The organism is Streptomyces sp. NBC_01476, assembly GCF_036227265.1.
Classification (GTDB): domain Bacteria; phylum Actinomycetota; class Actinomycetes; order Streptomycetales; family Streptomycetaceae; genus Actinacidiphila.
On sequence record NZ_CP109446.1, the window covers coordinates 6,902,496 to 6,919,878 of the forward strand.

A 17,383-nucleotide genomic window follows, 5' to 3' on the forward strand; every position below is an offset into this window, starting at 1 on the left:
GGCGTTTGGTGCCGGGGTCGACCCAGCGCACGCGCGCCTTGCAGGGCAGGTAGCGGGCGGGGGCGGTACTCGATGTCGTCGGACAGCGGCACCGCTATGGGAAGTTGGTGCTGGTAGGGCAATCAGGCCGCCTTCTGCCCATGGCCGGGTGTGGTGCGGCGTTCGTCCAGCCAGTCGTGCAGGTCGTGGGTGTCGTAGAGGACCACGCGTCCGGACAGGCGGATGAATGGCGGTCCCTGCGGCGGCTGTTCGGCCCGCCACCGTCGCACCGTGGACGGATCGACCCGCAGCAGCTGGGCGATTTCCTCCGTAGTCCAAAGGTGCGAGGTCCGCAGGGCGGCGGGGGATTCGCCGTGAGGTGGGGCGGCACCGGCGGGAGACGCCGATGCTTCGGAGCTGGGGTGCATGCACTTCCTTGGGCTGATGAACAGGGCAGGACACAACGCCCAATCAGCTGGCAGGTAGTTCGGCGGGCGAACACCTGCTGGCCGACCGGCGGGTCACTACCCATCGTCATCACAAAACGCGTTTTTTCTGATGGCACTTTCCGTGCTATCGACCGAGCACGCAGGGGAACCCGGATGCCCCCGTGCTAGGCATCAGTCGGCTCGGCCCAAGCGAGAGCAACCCCCCAAGGCTGCTCCAGGTCCACGAAGACTGGGGCCTTCCCCCGTGAAGGTGGATACGCGGTCAATGGTCACGCGGCGAGCGTGAGTGTAGCGGTGTGGTGTCGGTGTTCGTATGCGTTGGGGCTGAGGTGGCCGTTGGCGGAGTGCCGGCGGCGGGTGTTGTAGCGGGTGAGCCAGGCGAAGACGGTTCTGCGGCAGGTGGGGGCGTCGCCGAAGTCGTGGGTGCCCTGGAGGGTCTCGCGTTTCAGAGATGCGTGGAAGCTTTCGCAGGCCGCATTGTCGGCGCTGGTGCCGACCGCGCCCATCGACCGGGTGACCCCGAGTTCGGTGCAGAGGCCGGCGAAGGCCCGGGAGATGTACTGGGCCCCGTGGTCGGAGTGGAACACCGCCCCGTCGGGGCTGCCCCGGGTGTGGGCAGCCATCCGCAGTGCGTCGGCGACCAGATCGGTGCGCATGTGGCTGGCGATGGACCAGCCGACGACCTTGCGGCTGAAGCAGTCCAGCACGGTCGCGAGATAGAGGAACTTTCCGTTCTCCAGGGGGAGATAGGTGATGTCGCCCATGTATTTGCGCCCCGGCTCGGTGGCGGTGAAGTCGCGCTTGAACAGGTCCGGGACCTGTGAGGCTGCCGGGTCCGAGATCGTGGTGCGGACGCGTCTGCGCAGGCGGATACCGGTGATGGAGAACATCCGCATCACGCGGGCGACGCGCTTCTCGTTGACCCGAAGGCCCTTCTCCCGGAGCTCGGCGGTCACCCGTGGGGAACCGTAGGCGCTGTTGGACTCGCCGTGGACCTCACGGATCCGCTCGGCCAGGAGCCGGTCCTCGCGCTGCCTGGCCGCCCTCGCCTGTCGGCCGGCGACCCACTTGTAGTAGCTGGACCGGTTCAGGCCCAGGACCTCGCAGAGCTGCTTCACCTCGTAGGTGTCCCGGTGGTCGTCAACGAACTGGAAGCGGCTCATCACCAGTTCGTCTCCCCGGCGAAATACCTGGCCGCCTTGCGGAGTATGTCCCGCTCGGTCGCCAGCTTCCGCTCGCTCGCTTCGAGCTCTGCCACCCTCGCCTCCAGCTGCCGGATCCGCTCGTCCGGAGCGTCGGACGGCACCGCCGCCCCCGGCTGGACGGTCGGCTTTGCAGCCGTGGCGGTGACGCCGCGGCGTTCGCGGTCCCGCAGCACCCACGCACGCAGGGTGGCCCGGTTGACGCCCAGATCAGCGGCGATGCTCTTGTAGGTCGCCCCGGGTGTGGACTCGTACAGGGCCACGGCATCGGCCTTGAACTCGTCCGAGTAGTCCTTCATCGCCATCGGCGGTCTTCTCGCTTCCTCCGGATCAAGCAGATCCAGTATCAGCGTGTCCACCAGTCAGGGGGAGGTCCCCACGGCTCCCGGTGATCATGGAGTGTCGAGTTCCCTGATCACCACAGCGGAAGACCGTGCCTGCCGCGTCATCATCGCTCATTCCCGCCGGGCTGGCCCAACTTGCCGGTTCCGGCCCGGCCGCCGCCGGGGAACTGCCCGACCTGCTGGACCGGCTGGGTCACTTGCCCGACCCGCGCTGCCTGCGGGGCCGGCGTCACCGGTTGTCGTACGTCCTGGCCCTGGCCGCCTGCGCGGTCCTGGCCGGAGCGAAGTCCCTCACCGCGATTCGCCGAGTGGGCCGCCGATGCCTCTGACCAGCTTCTTCTCCACTGCGGGGCCACACTGCGCGATCCGGACCGGCCCTACCGGGCGCCCAGCGAGGCGTCGGTGCGCCGGGTACTGCAGCGCATCGACGGCGACGCGCTCGACGCGGCGATCGGCGGCTGGCTCACCGCTCGTGCGGCCGCCGCCAACGCCGGCGGCCGGGACAGCCACTCGCCGTCCCAGCCGGTTCGGGCAGCGGTCGCGGTGGACGGCAAATCCCTGCGCGGCGCGGTCCGCGCCGACGGCCGTCGCGTCCACCTGCTGTCCGCGCTGCGCGGCGACGGCGTCGTCCTGGCTCAGCGCGAGGTCGGTGCCAAGAGCAACGAGATCACCGCGTTCCGGCCACTGCTGGCCCCGCTGGACCTGACCGGTGCGGTAGTGACCTTCGACGCGCTGCTGACCCGGACCGACCACGCAAAGTTCCTGGTCGAGGAGAAAGACGCGCACTGCATCGCCGTACTCAAGGGCAACCACCCGAACCTCCACGCGCTGGTGAAAGACCTGCCCTGGAAGGACGTGCCGCTGATGGACCGCACCCGCACCGCGGCCCACGGCCGCGACGAGATCCGCGGCCTGAAGACCGTGACCGTGCCGGGGCTGCCGTTCCCGCACGCCGGCCAAGCGCTGCAGATCGTCCGCCGACGGCGCACGGTACGCACCGGGAAGGTCTCTCTCGAACGGGTCTGCGCACTCACCAGCCTCGCCGTTCACCAGGCAACCACCGCTGACCTGGCCAAACGCATACGCGGGCACTGGGCAATCGAGAATCGTGAGCACTACGTCAGGGACGTGACGTTCGAGGAGGACACCTCACGAGTAAGGACAGGCGGCGCACCACGGGCGATGGCCTCGCTGAGGAACCTGGCCATCGGCGCACTCCGCCTGACGGGGCGGGACAACATCGCCGAGGGCCTGCGCGATCACGGACGCGACATGGCCCGGCCGCTGGCGACTCTCGGACTCACGTGATCATTCCCGGCCGATCGCGAGAACGACGAAGCCCTGGTACAGACCCGCTGCAGGCCCTCCGACCGGGCCCGGTCCACGAGCATCGCAACCAACTGCTCGGCATTACTTCCGGACTGGCAGCCAGGTCAATTGACGGTAAAGCATGGGGCCATCGCGTAGAAAACCAGGCGGAGGAGATTACTCCGCCTCTGGGGTGCGCATGGTTGAACGCAGGGAGCGGACAACATCGTATTCCACGAGGGGGTGGCGGGATTAGGTTCTTGTGGCCGGAATCCACCCTCCACCTCTGTTGACCATGTCGCGCTGCGGGGCTTCACCCCTATCTGTGCCGACACAGGCGACTCCGGCACCCCGACCTTCGCCGACGCCACCACCCAGAGCGCGTCCCTGCCCTCGCCCAATCGGGAGAGTGTCACCCTTGAAGGGACAAACCAGTACGCCATGAGACAACAGCCACGGAAGAGGCAGAGCCGACGATCATCCGCTGTCGTCTTCGCTGCGGCAACCGCGTTGGTCGCTTCCGCCTTCACCGTCAACGCCGCACAGGCGGCGACATCGCAACCGGCCGCGAACCCGGCGCAGAAGCAGGCCGCCGGCACGCCGGAGAAGCAGAAGCAGGCCACCACACCATCGGCCGCGGTCCCGCTGAAGGACCGTGACAAGGTTCTTGGGAAGGGCTGGAAGACCTCCCCCGACCGGGCCGTGACCACAGCTGCTGACAGCGACGGACTCCACCTCCTGATCGCCGACAGCACGACCGGCTACGCCTGGAGAACCGCCGCGGTGCTGACCGAGCCCCAGCTCCCGGCCGACACCTGGATCGGCAACAGCTGCGTCATGGACGACCACCACGCGGCCGTCGCCTACGCCCCCCGCACCTTCACCAACAAGCAGGACCTCATGATGGGCGGCGCGCTCACCGCGATCGTGAACCTCGATGACGGCCGCGTCACAAGCTGCCCTTCACCGCGTCCCTGGCCTATTTCGACCCCACATGCAGCCCGGCCACGCACAGCGCCGTCTTCACCGCGCTCCGCGACTCGCAGACACGCCTGGTCACGGTGAACACCAAGGGCACAACCCTCGCGGACACCACCGCGAAGGGCGAGATCACCTCTGCCGTGCCCACCAAGGACGGTGTGATCGCAGCCTCGGGGAACCAGCTCGTCACCGTCGACCGCAACGGCCGGACGATCAGACTCACCGCCACGAAGCACGCCCCGTACGGCATCCGCGTGACCGGCGACGGCACGGTCGACTACATCGACCGCACAGGCGACACCGACGCCAACGTGCAGACTTACGCACACGGCAAGAAGACCACCGTCGCCAGCGGCAAGATCACCGCGATGAACCTCCGCCAGGGCACGGACAGCACCGTCTACCTCGCCGGGAGAGCCAGCCATGGCAAGGGCTTCACAACCAGTCGCATCAAGCCGCTGGACGTCTCGCCCGACGCGGAGGTCTCCACTCGCGGCCGCCTGGCTGTCGACCCGGTTCTGTCGCCCGCCGTGCAGACCGGCCTGACGAGGATCGCGGGGGCGGGGCGAGCCGTGCCCGGCACCGAGCCGCAGCCGGCCCCCACCGCAGCCTCCGACGGCCCGCTCGCGGTCACGTCCACGGCCACACCCACGGGCAGCAAGGTCACCCAGACCGTCGCCCCCTGGTCCGGCGGCGCGCCCGCCGCGCGATCCGCCGCGCCCGCCGCGCGGTCCGGAGCGCCGGCGGACGCGAACGGCACGGCCCCCTCCCCGGCGCTCGCCGGCATGTCGAAGGCGTCTGGCGGCGCAACCGCCAAAGCCGCCGCGACCACCGCGGACCACGACCCGGTGGACACCGACCGCTGGTGCTCCGTGCCGCGCAACGACGTCAACGCCCAGGCGCTGCAACCCACACCGAACCAGGTCGAGTGGGCGGTGGACATGGCCGTCCGCGGTGACCTGACCTCGGCATGGGTCTCCCAGGGCGGCTGGCGCTCCCAGGCCGGACTGGGCACCATCAGCCCGCAGGCCCTGTTCGCCAAGCCGGCCCTGACCGGCGGCGGAAGCATCCCCGCACAGGTCGAACTGGGCATCCTGGCCCAGGAGTCCAATCTGTGGCAGGCCGAATCCGGCGCGATACCCGGCCAGATGGGCAATCCCCTGGCGTCAGTGGCCGGCTTCTACGGCCACAAAGGCACCACATCCTCCGACTACTGGAAGATCGACTGGGAGAACTCCGACTGCGGCTACGGCGTCGGCCAGGTCACCGACGGCATGCGCCTGGCAGGTCACGAGAAGACCGGCGAGACCAGCCTGTCGCCCGCCCTGCAGAAAGCCGTCGCGCTGGACTACACCGTCAACGTGGCCGCATCACTGCAGATCCTCGCCGACAAGTGGAACGAGGTGCACACCGCCGGCCAGACCGTCACCGTCAACAACGACGACGCCTCCAAGCCGGAGAACTGGTTCACCGCCGTGTGGAACTACAACCTCGGCTATAACCCGCCCGGCTCCGGCCCCGGCGGACCCGACGGCCCGTGGGGGCTGGGGTGGTACAACAACCCCGCCAACCCCATCTACCCGGCGGGCCGGCAGGCGTTCATGGACACCAGCCTCGACCCGGGCGCCAACCACGACGCCGCCCACCCGCAGGACTGGCCCTACGAGGAGAAGGTGATGGGCTGGGCCGCCTGGTCCATCGACACCGGCCACTCCTACGCCACCTCAGGACGGCAGGACTGGCCCGGCGACAGCGGCTTCTCCTCCGCAGGCTTCCAGCCCTCCTGGTGGCTCACCCCCGCGGAACGCAGCGAGATCAAGCCGCCGCTGGACACCTTCTGCAACACCAGCAACGACTGCGAGGTCTCCGACCCGCCCCCGTGCGAGACCGACCACATCGAGGGCTGCGACCAACTCCACTGGTGGCACGAGCAGAACACCGTCTGGAAGACCAACTGCGCCGACACCTGCGGCCACGAGAGCATCAAGTACGTCACGCTGCGCGCCGAACCGGGCCGCGGCTACCGCCTCCAGTACGGCGAACCCGACTGCGCGGCAGCCCCCGCGGGCGCCATGGTCGTCCACTCCGTGCCCGACGGAACACCCACCTGGAGCCAGACCTGCGGCAACGCCGCCTCCTCCGGAACCTTCCAGTTCACCTTCTACCCCGACAGTTCCGACCAGTACGAGGCCAAAGGCGACCTGAGCCAGATAGGCGGCGGCTACCAAGGCCACTACTGGTACGCGCACACCCGCAATGACGCGCACCTCGGCGGTGACGGGGGAAGGATGACCGTCGATGGCACGTGGACGCTCAACCAGAGCCTCAACCAATGGGCCCGGGTCATGGTGCACGTGCCCGACACCGGCGCCCAGACCCAACAGGCGCACTACAAGATCTACGGAATCGCAGGGCAGAGCGGCGGCTACGACCGCTACATCAACCAGCACCGGCAGTCCAACGCATGGCTCTCCCTCGGCGTCTACCGGTTCTCCGGAACCCCGAAGGTGGACCTCAGTAACGCGACCGATGACGGAACCGCGGACGACGACGTCGCCTGGGACGCGGTCGCGTTCCAACCGCTGCCGGGAAAGCCGAAGCACATCGTTGCGGCTCTCGGCGACTCCTACTCCTCCGGTGAGGGTGCGGGCAACTACTTTCCGGAGACCGACCAGGACCATGGCACCAGCACCTGGAATGCCTGCGCGCGCAGCAAGGACGCCTGGCCCCGCAAGCTCGTGCTACCGGGCGAGACCGCCACGCTGGGCTCGCTCAGCGACGCCTGGAGCACCAGCGCGGAACTCGGCTTCGTCGCCTGCTCCGGCGCCAAGAACTGGAACGTCCAGACGCAAGGCGAACTGACGACGCCGGGCACCTACGGCTCGTACCCGGTCGACTGGGACGACCGCACGAATAACCCCGTCGACGGGCAGTTCCACGAGATGAATCAGATGGACTCCGGCGTACTCGACGGCGACACGACACTGGTGACGTTGACCATCGGAGGCAACGACCAGAACGCTTTCAGCGACGCGATCTCGGACTGCGCCGGCAGTCCGCTCAGCTGCGGCGGCGACGCCTTCACGGCCAAGTACGACAAGCTCATCGACGACGCCGAGAAAAACATCCTCGAAACGCTCAAGGAGATCAGGGACAGGGCACCCAACGCCCAGATCGTACTGGTCGGCTACCCGGCCCCGATCAGTACGGGCAGTACCTGCGACGCTGCCGGCGGCGCCGTGGGCAGCGACCCGCAGACCCTGACCGACCTGGCGTTCTACTTCGCCGCGGGGGACCAGGACACGATTTTCAAGATCAACGACACGAAGGTCGACCAAATCGATCCGTACTCGTGGTTCACCGACCACGAGGTCTGCGACAGCGACTCCTGGATCAAGGGAGTCAGCATCGGGCCCAACAGCGAGGGCGACTTCCACGCCGGCGACCCCAACGCCACGTGCGCATGGGTGTTCGACACCTGTGTGAGTCGGGAGTCCTTCCACCCCAACGTGTCGGGAACCACCGGCTACGCGGAGTTGGTCGACGAGGAGTTGGCCAACACCCTTGGATATACTGGAGGATGATTAAAAAGCGGCCCGCCCGCACGCCCGGCCACAACCGGTGGCCGGTCGTGTGGGCCGTCGGCCTCTTCCTTGTGCTGCTGTTCATCGGGACATGGATTCTGTACACCATGCTCAGGGGCCTCTCGCCGCACGACCCCAAGCCCCACAGCCCCGAGACGCGATCGGCCGTAAAGGCGGCCGAGCAGACAGCGCACGCCCTGGCGCAGGCCGACGCCGACGGAACCCTGTCCGAACCGGAGGCCCGATCGGCCGTCGCAGACGGCGGCGTACTGACCCAGCTGAGTCTGGAGGACGACTCGGGCAGCCTGACGGTGGCCTTTCCCTACACCGAGGAGCCCCCGGGGACCGGCATCACACTCCGCCGCTACGTGTGCGTGTACTTCCTCGTGCTCACCGGGCAGGCCGTGGAGACCAACTACTCCGGCGGCTGCCCCGTGCACCCGCGGCCCCTCACCACCACCACCGGCGTCGGCGGGTTTGCACGGTGACCGGGGGTGTGTCAATTTAGCGGCTGATCTTGGTTGTTGAGGGTTCAGTTGTTGGCCGGGGTGAGCCGGCCCTCGAAAGCGATCTGGAAGGCGTTGAGTGGTGCCTTCCAGCGCATGGTCCACTTCTTGCGGCCCTTGCCGGTCGGGTCGAGGCTCATCAGTGCCATGTAGACGCACTTGAGGGCGGCGGCCTCGTTGGGGAAGTGCCCGCGGGCCCGGACGGCCTTGCGTATCCGCGCGTTGACGGACTCGATGGCGTTGGTCGAGCAGATGACGGTGCGGGTCTCGACGTCGGAGGAGAGGAAGGGCACGAATTCGGCCCAGGCGTTTTCCCACAGCTGGACGATCGCCGGGTACTTCCTGCCCCAGGCGTCCTGGAACTCTCCGAAGCGCTCCGCTGCCGCGCTCTCGTTCGAGGCGGTGTAGACGGGCTTGAGCGCCTTGGCGATCTTGTCCCAGTCCTGGCGGGCCGCGTAGCGGAAGCTGTTGCGCAGGAGGTGAACGATGCAGGTCTGCACAATTGTTCGAGGCCAGACCGTCTCGACCGCGTCGGGCAGGCCCTTGAGGCCGTCGCAGACGAGCATCAGCACGTCGTCCAGGCCGCGGTTCTTCAGCTCGGTGAACACCTGCAGCCAGTACTTCGCTCCCTCGCCCCCGTCGCCGGCCCAGATCCCGAGGATGTCCCGGGTGCCCTCGGCCGTGACAGCCATGACCACGTAAACGGGCCGGTTCGCGACCTTCCCGTCCCTGATCTTCACGTTGATGGCGTCCACGAACAGGACCGGGTAGACGCGGTCCAGCGGCCGGTTCTGCCATTCGGTCATGCCCTCCATCACCTGGTCGGTGATCGTGGAGATCGTCTGTTTGGAGACCTCGGCGCCGTAGACCTCGGCCAGGTGCGCGGAGATCTCCCCGTGGGTGAGGCCCTTCGCGGACAGCGACAGCACCATCTCATCCACACCCGTCAGGCGCCGCTGCCGCTTCCTGACGATTTGCGGCTCGAAGGTGCCGGCCACGTCCCTCGGCACCTTCACCTCGACCGGCCCGACATCGGTCAGCACGGTCTTCGCCCGGGTGCCGTTGCGGCTGTTGCCGCTGTTGCGGCCCTCGAAATCGTGCTTGCCGTAGCCGAGGTGATCGGTGATCTCGCCCTCCAGGGCGGACTCCAGCACCCGCTTGGTCAGCTGCTGCAACAGCCCGCCCTCACCGGTCAGTTGCAGGCCCTCGCTCCGGGCCCGGTCGACCAGCATCGCGATCAACTGCTCGTCCGACGTGGCCACACCGACCGGCTCCCCGACGGACTCGTGCTCGATCATCGTCTCACTCACTTGGCGTCTCTCCCATGATCAGCAGATCCGCCGTTGATTAGACACTCCCCCCAGGGCCAAAACCGGAAGATGATCACAACCAAGAACAGGCCCTAGCGCAGCGCCGCGTTGATCCTGCGGGGGTATGTGGGTTTGAGTGGGGTGCCACCGTAGGTCCACCGGTAGGGCTTGGTGTCGTGCTCGTCGTAGGCCGTGACGAACTTGTCGATCGTGCCAGCGAGATCGCAAACGGATTCGACACCGCCATCGGCTGTACCTATCACTATGTTCGCGCGTAAGCGGCGGTCAGACCGCGACGCGGCCTCCATCAGCGGGCAGAACAGCTCCGTAGATGAAGCTGGCCTCGTCGGAGGCGAGGAAGCAGACGGCCGCGGCGATCTCGTCGGGATCCGCCCCTCGCCGTGCTGGCACGGTCGCGGCCAGAGCGTCGAACATCTCACCCATCGCGGTGCTCGCCGGGGTGCGAGTCGGCCCCGGGGCAACGACGTTGACCCGTACGCCCTGCGGGCCGTACTCGGCAGTCCAGGACTTGGTCAGGGCCTCGATCGCTGCCTTGGAGGCTCCGTAGGCGGCCAAGCCACTCATGCCGACGGTCGCCGCCATCGTCGAGATGCTGATGATCGCACCGCCGCCCCGGGCGGCCATCCTCGGCGCGATTGCCGCGGTCAGGTAGAACGGTGCCTTGACGTTGACGTCGAAGACCAGGTCGAAGTCCTCCTCCGTAGTCTGCTCGGTGGGGCCGCCCGGGAAGACGCCGGCGTTGTTCACGAGCACGTCGACATCCGCCGCGGCCTCAGCCAGGCGCCGCACGTCGTCGAAGTTCGCGAGATCGGCGGCGATGAACCGGGCCTTGCCACCCTGTGCGTCGATCTCGGCGATGACCTCGTCACCGCGTCGCTTGTCGCGACCGGTCAGGATCACGTGGGCGCCGCGGCGTGCCATCTTCATTGCCACGGCGCGGCCGATGCCCGAGGTGCCGCCCGTCACGAGCGCGGTCTTTCCCTGAAGTGTCATGGTCCTGTTTCCTTCTTCTCTCGGTGTGCTGTCTACGCGAACGAGGCGGCGTAGTCGGCGGCGAACTGCTCGAACGAGCGCGCCGGGCGGCCCAGCAGGGTCGGCACGTCCTGGGTGGCCCAGTCGGCGTCGCCCTCCGCGATCATGCTGAACGCCTGGGCGTTCATGTGGGCGATCTGCTCGGGGACCCCGGCGCGGATCATCGCGTCCTTGTTCTCCTCGAAGCTCAATTCCCGGTAGGTGATGGTCCGGCCCAGCAGCCTGGAGAGCACGGCGGCTACCTCGTCATTGGAGATCGCCTGCGGGCCGGTGAGCCAGTAGGTCTTGCCGGCGTGCCCAGCGGGCGTGGCGGCGATCGTGGCGGCCACCGCCGCCACGTCCCGGGTGTCGACCATGCCTGTACGTCCCTTGCCGGCCGCGGAGCCGAAGCCGCTGGTCTTGGCGATCGCGGGCGCCAATGCAAGGACGTTCTGCATGTAGGCGTTCGAACGCAGCAGGGTGTGGGGCACCCCGCTGGCGGCCAGCCCTGCCTCGATCTCGCTCTGCCCGCGCCGCCGGGCGATCGGCGAGTCGGGCGAGGCCTTGCTGCTCGCCTTGACGATGTGCCCGACCCCGGCCCGCGCGGCGCTGGCGACGACGTTCAGTTCCTGCGCGGGCACGGCGGGGCTGACCAGCACCACCGCTGTCACTCCCGCCATCGCCGCATCGATGCTCCCCGGCACCTCCAGGTCGCCGACCACGACGTGCGCACCCGCATCCGCCAGCGCCTTCGCCTTCGCCGGGTCCCGGACCAGCACCCGGACCGGCATCCGCTGCTGCGTGAGTAGGCGCACCGCTTCGGAGCCGACCTTCCCGGCCGTGGCGACAAGGATCATGGGGCCCTCTTTCCGCTCATCAAAACTGGGTTACAGCACCCACACTTTGCCATCCAGACTGGGTTGTCAAACCCAGAAAGTGCTAGCATCGGCCTCATGAGCACTGATACGCGCAACCGGCCGAAGCTGACCGCCAAGGGAGCGCGCACCCGGGCCCGGATTGTGGACGCTGCCGCCCGGCTGACCCACGAACGGGGCGTCGCCAGCACCACACTCGACGACGTGCGGGCGGCGGCAGAGGTCAGCGGATCACAGCTCTCCCACTACTTCGCCGACAAGGACGCACTCGTCCAGGCGGTCATCGACCACCAGGCCGACACCATCCTGGGCAACCAGCGACAGGCCGACCTCGGCAGCATCGAAGGACTCGCAGGCTGGCGGGACATGGTGGTCACCCAGGCGAAGAGCACACAAGCCAAGGCAGGCTGCCCTCTCGGATCGCTCGGCGGCCAACTCGCCGAGGTCGACCCCGAGGCCCGCGCCCTGATCGCCGCCGGATTCGACCAGTGGTCCGCCGCCATTGGCGACGACCTGCGAACCCTTCACGCCGCCGGGCACCTCGACAGCGAGATCGACCCGGACGACCTCGCTGTCACCCTCCTCGCCGTACTCCAAGGCGGGCTGCTCCTCGCACAGGTCCACCGCGACCCCCGTGCCCTGGAAACCGCGCTCGACACCCTCATCGCCCTCGCCTCCAGCGGACCAGCCGCACCGCGAGGCAAGAACCCGTCACACACCGAGCCCGCCACCCTGCACTGATCCGAACGCCGTTCCACCGTTGCGTGCGAGAAGCTTGTTCCCACGCCTGGGCCGAGCAGCCCGGTCCGATACACCACCGCAGTGAGTGTCGGGACCTCCCCCTGACTGGTGGACACGCTGATACTGGATCTGCTTGATCCGGAGGAAGCGAGAAGACCGCCGATGGCGATGAAGGACTACTCGGACGAGTTCAAGGCCGATGCCGTGGCCCTGTACGAGTCCACACCCGGGGCGACCTACAAGAGCATCGCCGCTGATCTGGGCGTCAACCGGGCCACCCTGCGTGCGTGGGTGCTGCGGGACCGCGAACGCCGCGGCGTCACCGCCACGGCTGCAAAGCCGACCGTCCAGCCGGGGGCGGCGGTGCCGTCCGACGCTCCGGACGAGCGGATCCGGCAGCTGGAGGCGAGGGTGGCAGAGCTCGAAGCGAGCGAGCCACCGGGCTGGGCAGGGCTGGCAATCGAGGCGCTGAAGATCGCGCTCGGAGACCGGGCACGCGGCGAGGACGGCACCGCCGGAGATCCATGGACACGGCAATGAGCTCTCGGCCACGCTACCGACGTCGAGCGGCTGGCGGTGATCTACTCCGACGTCACGCTCGATCCCGACCGGTGGCGCTTCGGCGAGGGCAGCGTTCTGTTGGGCGCCCAGCGCATCATCGTCGGCGCTTCAGCCCGGGTGCGAACGGCCGGCCCGCAGGCCGCGGTGCGGTACGCAGGACTTCGCCGGGCGGCGGTCGGCAGACCGACCCGGGTGGCGTCGGCTCGTTCCGGGCCGACGCAGAGCGAGTGTGCCCGTTGCTGCGGCGCTGTCAAGCGGCAATGAGATTTCGAGCGAACAGCCACCGGTTAACCAGTCCAGCTGACAAGGTCGCGCCCGACGACGCGAGTGGCCGTTCACTACCTCAAGTCGTTTGGCTGGCAGCGGAGTTGTGGATCGCCCGACTTACAGCGGCTGGGCAGGGGAGGCGGGACGCGCAGATTTGGGGAGTGCTGTTCAGGCGGCTACGCGTCGGCCCTGGGGCTTTGAACGTCGAGGCGGAAGTCGCGGTGGAGGTCCGCGGGCCACAGCGGGGTGCCGAGGGCGACTTCGAGGAGGAAGACGGTGCGCACGTCCGTGACCCCGCTGCCGTCCAGGATGCGTCCGATGGTGGGGTGGGTACTGCCGACCAGCTCTGCGACCGCCCGCGCGCTCAGACCGCGTTCGTCCATCACCTTCAGCAGCTCGCGCGCCAAAGCCTGGGCAATGAAGGCGCCGGGCGGGGCGTCACCGGCCAGGCGCGCGTTGGGCCACACGCCGGAGGCGATGTGAGACGACGGTGGTCCGTCGGGGTTGCGCACTTCCTCGTCGTCCCATCCCGGCGCTATCAGCAGGACTGTCATCGGTCACCTCATTCTCTCGGTCCGCATGGGGAGGCCGACAGCCACCCCACTAGTGGTACGTTTATTTACCACCAGGTGGCGGGAGCTGACCGTCCGGGGGCATGTTCCGTCCGGCCTGTCCCGGTGTGCGAAGGGGGCGGGGGTGGCGACGATGTTCGCCGGGGTCGACTGGGCGGACCGCTGGGTGGACTGCGCGGTCATCCGGCGTGATGGTACCCGGCTCGGCCACCGGCGCATCGTGTACGCCCAGAGCGCCGATCCGGTGGGGGACTACGCGTCGTTCCTCCGCTCGTTCAACCGCACCCGCTGGCGCTCCATCCCCACCGCGATCGAGGACGTCGGCATCCTGTTCGCCCAGAACCTGACCGACCACGGCCTGACCGTGATCCACGTGGACGCCACGCTCGCCGCCAGGGCCCGCAAGGCCGGCAGTGCCGGTGGCGACACCAAGGCAGACCACACGGACGCCTATCTCCTGGCCGGCATGTTCCGCACCGGAAACTTCGCGCCCCGGCGTGTGAGTTCAGCAGCGGCGCGCGCCGTCCAGGTCCTGGCCCGTGCGCAGACCGACGCCGCCCGCAGACGGGTGGAAGCCCTCCACCAGCTGCGCGCGGCTCTGGTCACCTACTACCCGGCGGCCACCACCGCCTGGCCCAAGGCCGGCCTGCGCCACCCCCAGGCCCGCGCCGTCCTGGCCGCCGCTCCCTCGCCGCGCGCCGCCGCCGCGCTGAGCCCGGTCCAGTTCGCCCAGGCGCTGCGCACCGGAGGCCGGTGGCGCACCGTCGAGGACGAGGTCGAGCGTCTCCATTTGCACTTCCGCCGGCCCGCTCTGCGTACGCACCCGGCGGTGGAGGAGGCGCGGGCGGCCGAGGCCCGTGGGCTGCTCGCCGATCTCGACCACGCGTGCTCCCGCGCCGACGACATGGCCCGGCAGGCCGCGGAAGCCTTCTCCGCCCACCCCTCCCACAAGATCATTACCTCGTTCCCCGGGATCGGCGACCTCCTGGGAAGCCGCCTGCTCGGCGAGACCGGCGACCACCCGCACCGCTTCGCCGACGCCCGGGCTCTGTGCGCGTACGCCGGCGTGGTCCCCGTCACCTGGGCCCCGGGTACGGCGGCCCGGGTCTCCATGCGCCGGGCGGTCAACTCCGAGCTGCGCGACGCTCTTTACCAGGGGGCGCCCGCCGCTGCACCGAGGTCTCCCGGGACCTGGCTTGCTCGCCGCGCCGGCGGGGCTGACCGACCGGCCCGACCGGGAGTTGACGGCCCCGTCGCCCACTGTTCTCCGGCGTGCCAAGCACGCCCGAGAACAGCCGGTCCAGGGGCTGGCATCGGTTCGTTCTTCGGCAAACGTCCGGCCTCGTGGTCTGCTTGCCGGGCTGCGATGGCCCACCAGGCGGCGGCGAGGTTGGCGGAGCGGCTGACGGCGTGGCACTGGGCTCGTCGGTCGCCCAGGCCGCAGGTGAGTGGTGTCAGGGCGTGGGGGACGGACTGTTTGAGGAGAGAGGCGTAGTTCTGGCCGCCGAGGAAGATGACGTGGGCGTCGTCCAGGTCGAGTGCGGCGGTGTGGCGGGCCATCCGCTCCGGGGTGATGGCGTCCTGGTCGCTGAGCCGGGTGTCGTAGCGGAACAGGGGACGGCTCAGGGGGACCAGGCCGTGCCGTGCTGACAGGATGTGGATCAGGGTCTGGTCGGTCGGGGCGTCGGCGGCGCGCCGTAGCGAGCGGTGGTACGGGCCGGTGTAGAGCTTTCCGGCGGGGATGACGTCCCGGTACCCGAATTTCTCCCAGGACGGCTTGGCCTTGGCGGAACCGCAGGCGGAAGCGCACTGGTTCGTGGATTTCTGTACTAGAGGCAGCCGGGAACCCGCACGTCTGGCGGTGAGGGTGTGAGCCTGGCGTGCGGGTTCGGGGTGCGTGCTACTTGTTCTCGCCTGGTTTTCCGGTGTGTTGGTCGTTGGTGCTGCCGGGGCGGGTGTCGCCGGGCTTGGTGTTCTGGCCTGGGCTGGCGGGGGCGGTGGGGTTGGGTTGGTTGTGGTTGTCGTCTTCGCCTCCCTTGCCGGTGGCTCCGGACTGGTTGAGCTGGTAGGCGAACATGAGGGCGGCTATGGCTATGGTGGCGGTGATCCACAAGGCGATGCGTCGCATGAGGGCTCCTGAGGAGTAGTGGGTCGGGGGCTGGTGGGGTTACCAGCCGAACTCTTCGGTGTAGAAGTGGTTGCGGTGCGCGCCGGCGCGGCGGGCGGCTTTGCGGACTGCGGTGAGCCAGTGGGGTGGGCCGCAGGCGTAGATGTCGCAGCGGGCGACGTCGGGGACGAGCGCGGTGAGGGCTTGGGCGTCGTCGGCGGGGTGGTTGAGGTCGGCTGACTGCCAGGAGTTGTCGGCGCGGCGAGGTCCGGGCAGGAAGATCAGCTCGATGCCGCGGCGGGCGGCCAGGTCGCGCAGTTCGTTGGCGAGGACGGCGTGCTGGTCGTGGCTGTAGCGGTAGAGGAGGGTCGCTTCGCCGGGTTCGTAGGGGCTGTCCTCCAAGAGCGCGCGCAGAGGCGTGATGCCGATGCCGGCGCCGATGAGGAGCATGCGGGGCTGTGTGCGCTGGCGGGCGGTGAAGGTGCCGTAGGGGCCCTCGATCAGGACGCGGGTGCCGGGGGTGAGGCGGGCGGCGCGTTCGCTGCCGTCGCCGGCGGCTTTGATGGTCACGCGGAGTCGTTCGCTTGTGGGGGCCGCGGACAGGGTGTAAGGGTTGCCGCGGCTCCAGCCGGGGCCGTCGAGGAAGCGCCAGATGAAGAACTGGCCAGAGGCGGTCTTCATCTTGTCCAGGCGGTGCCCGGCAACAGTGACCGTGACGACACCCGGGGCCTCGGCGACGGCGGATTCCACGCGCATGCGGTGGTAGAGGGAGCGCCAGGCGGGCCAGGCCAGGCGGTACAGCACGGTGACGGCGAAGGCGAATCCGTACAGCGCCCACCAGTAGAGGCGGGTCCATTCCTGGTGGAAGTCGGCGCCGTCGCCGAGGGTGTGCGGGAAGGTCGCGGCGATGCCGGCGTAGGAGTACAGGTGCAGCAGGTGCCAGGACTCGTAGCGCAGCTTTCGCCGTGCGGCGCGCAGCGAGGTGACGACGACCAGGATCAGCAGCAGCGTGCCGACGGTGGCGAACACCATCCACGAGTCGGTGATGAACACGCGGGTGAGGGCGTCGAGGGCGGTCTGGGGCTGGCGGGAGACGCGTTCGAGGGCGAAGAGGATGACGTGGGCGATCATCAGCCAGAACGAGGCGAAGCCGATCCAGCGGTGGCGTCGGGTGAGCAGGTCGTGGCCCCAGGCGTTCTCCAACCAGGGGATACGGGCCAGCAGCACGACCTGGAGGATCATCAGGTCGGAGGCGAGCAGGCCGGTGAGCAGGCCGAGGGAGCCCATGGCCCGGTCGAGGGTGGTCAGACTGGCGGGGCCGCCCTGGTTCATCACCCACAAGGCGATGACGGCGACAGCGGACAGGATCGCGAGCGCGCCGAGGACGTCGGCCGAGGTGACCAGCGGTGGGCGCGGCGGCGGCGGTTTGCGGTGCCCTGGGGCGAGCGGGGTGGACTGGGTCATCGCAGGGGGCTTCCTCACGGCGGTACCGGACGGTGCGCCCCCTTGGAGGAGGCCAGCGGTGTTCACCGTGGCCGCGGTCTTTGTGGGGGGAGTAAGAAAAC

16 protein-coding genes and 1 pseudogene are annotated in these 17,383 nt (G+C 68.8%); 8 read left to right on the forward strand and 9 right to left on the reverse strand.

Annotated elements, in window-relative coordinates:
• Positions 1-122 precede the first annotated feature (122 nt).
• The gene (locus OG552_RS30070) at positions 123-407 is read right to left on the reverse strand and encodes a helix-turn-helix transcriptional regulator (RefSeq protein ID WP_329138237.1); all 285 of its coding nucleotides are present in this window, start codon (positions 405-407) and stop codon (positions 123-125) included.
• A 290-nt stretch (positions 408-697) separates the two neighbouring features.
• Positions 698-1,935 (reverse strand): IS3 family transposase gene (locus OG552_RS30075; RefSeq protein ID WP_443071213.1). Its coding sequence is split into 2 segments (ribosomal slippage): positions 698-1,605 and positions 1,605-1,935, totalling 1,239 coding nucleotides; the frame shifts between segments, so codons are not numbered across the junction.
• A gap of 128 nt (positions 1,936-2,063) precedes the next feature.
• On the opposite strand from OG552_RS30075, the gene OG552_RS30080 reads away from it, so the two are divergent.
• The 5 genes from OG552_RS30080 to OG552_RS30100 all read left to right on the forward strand — a co-directional run bounded on the left by OG552_RS30080 (position 2,064) and on the right by OG552_RS30100 (position 8,335).
• Positions 2,064-2,303 (forward strand): transposase family protein, encoded by a 240-nt coding sequence (locus OG552_RS30080; RefSeq protein ID WP_329138240.1) that lies wholly within the window; start codon positions 2,064-2,066, stop codon positions 2,301-2,303.
• 73 nt (positions 2,304-2,376) lie between these two features.
• Positions 2,377-3,282, forward strand: coding sequence for an ISAs1 family transposase (locus OG552_RS30085; protein WP_329138242.1), 906 nt, complete (start codon positions 2,377-2,379; stop codon positions 3,280-3,282).
• 510 nt (positions 3,283-3,792) lie between these two features.
• A complete protein-coding gene (locus OG552_RS30090) occupies positions 3,793-4,347 on the forward strand; it encodes a hypothetical protein (protein ID WP_329138244.1) in 555 nt (184 codons plus the stop codon).
• The gene (locus OG552_RS30095; protein ID WP_329138246.1) at positions 4,344-7,847 is read left to right on the forward strand and encodes an SGNH/GDSL hydrolase family protein; all 3,504 of its coding nucleotides are present in this window, start codon (positions 4,344-4,346) and stop codon (positions 7,845-7,847) included. Before OG552_RS30090 ends, OG552_RS30095 begins: the two co-directional genes overlap by 4 nt.
• Positions 7,844-8,335: a hypothetical protein gene (locus OG552_RS30100; RefSeq protein ID WP_329138248.1), complete on the forward strand. Its 492-nt coding sequence runs from the start codon at positions 7,844-7,846 to the stop codon at positions 8,333-8,335. The genes OG552_RS30095 and OG552_RS30100 overlap by 4 nt, the downstream gene beginning before the upstream one ends.
• A gap of 44 nt (positions 8,336-8,379) precedes the next feature.
• Here OG552_RS30100 and OG552_RS30105 read toward each other — a convergent pair whose 3' ends face one another.
• The 3 genes from OG552_RS30105 to OG552_RS30115 all read right to left on the reverse strand — a co-directional run bounded on the left by OG552_RS30105 (position 8,380) and on the right by OG552_RS30115 (position 11,552).
• Positions 8,380-9,585, reverse strand: coding sequence for an IS256 family transposase (locus tag OG552_RS30105; RefSeq protein ID WP_329141277.1), 1,206 nt, complete (start codon positions 9,583-9,585; stop codon positions 8,380-8,382).
• Between the two features lie 363 nt (positions 9,586-9,948).
• A complete protein-coding gene (locus tag OG552_RS30110) occupies positions 9,949-10,677 on the reverse strand; it encodes an SDR family NAD(P)-dependent oxidoreductase (protein ID WP_329138250.1) in 729 nt (242 codons plus the stop codon).
• 32 nt (positions 10,678-10,709) lie between these two features.
• Positions 10,710-11,552 (reverse strand): NmrA family NAD(P)-binding protein, encoded by an 843-nt coding sequence (locus tag OG552_RS30115; protein ID WP_329138252.1) that lies wholly within the window; start codon positions 11,550-11,552, stop codon positions 10,710-10,712.
• Between the two features lie 96 nt (positions 11,553-11,648).
• On the opposite strand from OG552_RS30115, the gene OG552_RS30120 reads away from it, so the two are divergent.
• Both OG552_RS30120 and OG552_RS30125 read left to right on the forward strand, forming a co-directional pair.
• Positions 11,649-12,311 (forward strand): TetR/AcrR family transcriptional regulator, encoded by a 663-nt coding sequence (locus OG552_RS30120; protein WP_329138254.1) that lies wholly within the window; start codon positions 11,649-11,651, stop codon positions 12,309-12,311.
• A 162-nt stretch (positions 12,312-12,473) separates the two neighbouring features.
• On the forward strand, positions 12,474-12,851 hold the full coding sequence (locus OG552_RS30125) for a transposase (protein ID WP_329141279.1): 378 nt from the start codon (positions 12,474-12,476) through the stop codon (positions 12,849-12,851).
• A 464-nt stretch (positions 12,852-13,315) separates the two neighbouring features.
• On the opposite strand, the gene OG552_RS30130 is transcribed toward OG552_RS30125, so the two are convergent.
• Entirely contained in the window at positions 13,316-13,693 is a 378-nt protein-coding gene (locus OG552_RS30130; protein ID WP_329138256.1) for a helix-turn-helix domain-containing protein, read from the reverse strand.
• Between the two features lie 151 nt (positions 13,694-13,844).
• Here OG552_RS30130 and OG552_RS30135 point away from each other — a divergent pair, with 151 nt between their 5' ends.
• Positions 13,845-15,206 (forward strand): IS110 family transposase, encoded by a 1,362-nt coding sequence (locus tag OG552_RS30135; protein ID WP_329141281.1) that lies wholly within the window; start codon positions 13,845-13,847, stop codon positions 15,204-15,206.
• A gap of 20 nt (positions 15,207-15,226) precedes the next feature.
• Here the strand turns inward: OG552_RS30135 and OG552_RS30140 are convergent.
• From OG552_RS30140 to OG552_RS30150, 3 genes and pseudogenes are all read right to left on the reverse strand, one after another.
• Positions 15,227-15,550, reverse strand: a pseudogene (locus OG552_RS30140) (DUF6884 domain-containing protein); the annotation flags it as partial.
• A 61-nt stretch (positions 15,551-15,611) separates the two neighbouring features.
• The gene (locus OG552_RS30145) at positions 15,612-15,839 is read right to left on the reverse strand and encodes a hypothetical protein (RefSeq protein ID WP_329138258.1); all 228 of its coding nucleotides are present in this window, start codon (positions 15,837-15,839) and stop codon (positions 15,612-15,614) included.
• A 39-nt stretch (positions 15,840-15,878) separates the two neighbouring features.
• Positions 15,879-17,282: a ferredoxin reductase family protein gene (locus tag OG552_RS30150; protein WP_329138260.1), complete on the reverse strand. Its 1,404-nt coding sequence runs from the start codon at positions 17,280-17,282 to the stop codon at positions 15,879-15,881.
• Positions 17,283-17,383 lie beyond the last annotated feature (101 nt).

Excerpts from the sequence above, each read along its gene's own strand:
- OG552_RS30070 (WP_329138237.1), bottom strand. The coding sequence starts at position 407 with ATGCACCCCAGCTCCGAAGCATCGGCGTCTCCCGCCGGTGCCGCCCCA.
- OG552_RS30100 (WP_329138248.1), top strand. The coding sequence starts at position 7,844 with ATGATTAAAAAGCGGCCCGCCCGCACGCCCGGCCACAACCGGTGGCCG.
- OG552_RS30105 (WP_329141277.1), bottom strand. The coding sequence starts at position 9,585 with ATGCTGGTCGACCGGGCCCGGAGCGAGGGCCTGCAACTGACCGGTGAG.
- OG552_RS30110 (WP_329138250.1), bottom strand. The coding sequence starts at position 10,677 with ATGACACTTCAGGGAAAGACCGCGCTCGTGACGGGCGGCACCTCGGGC.
- OG552_RS30115 (WP_329138252.1), bottom strand. The coding sequence starts at position 11,552 with ATGATCCTTGTCGCCACGGCCGGGAAGGTCGGCTCCGAAGCGGTGCGC.
- OG552_RS30120 (WP_329138254.1), top strand. The coding sequence starts at position 11,649 with ATGAGCACTGATACGCGCAACCGGCCGAAGCTGACCGCCAAGGGAGCG.
- OG552_RS30125 (WP_329141279.1), top strand. The coding sequence starts at position 12,474 with ATGGCGATGAAGGACTACTCGGACGAGTTCAAGGCCGATGCCGTGGCC.
- OG552_RS30130 (WP_329138256.1), bottom strand. The coding sequence starts at position 13,693 with ATGACAGTCCTGCTGATAGCGCCGGGATGGGACGACGAGGAAGTGCGC.
- OG552_RS30135 (WP_329141281.1), top strand. The coding sequence starts at position 13,845 with ATGTTCGCCGGGGTCGACTGGGCGGACCGCTGGGTGGACTGCGCGGTC.
- OG552_RS30145 (WP_329138258.1), bottom strand. The coding sequence starts at position 15,839 with ATGCGACGCATCGCCTTGTGGATCACCGCCACCATAGCCATAGCCGCC.
- OG552_RS30150 (WP_329138260.1), bottom strand. The coding sequence starts at position 17,282 with ATGACCCAGTCCACCCCGCTCGCCCCAGGGCACCGCAAACCGCCGCCG.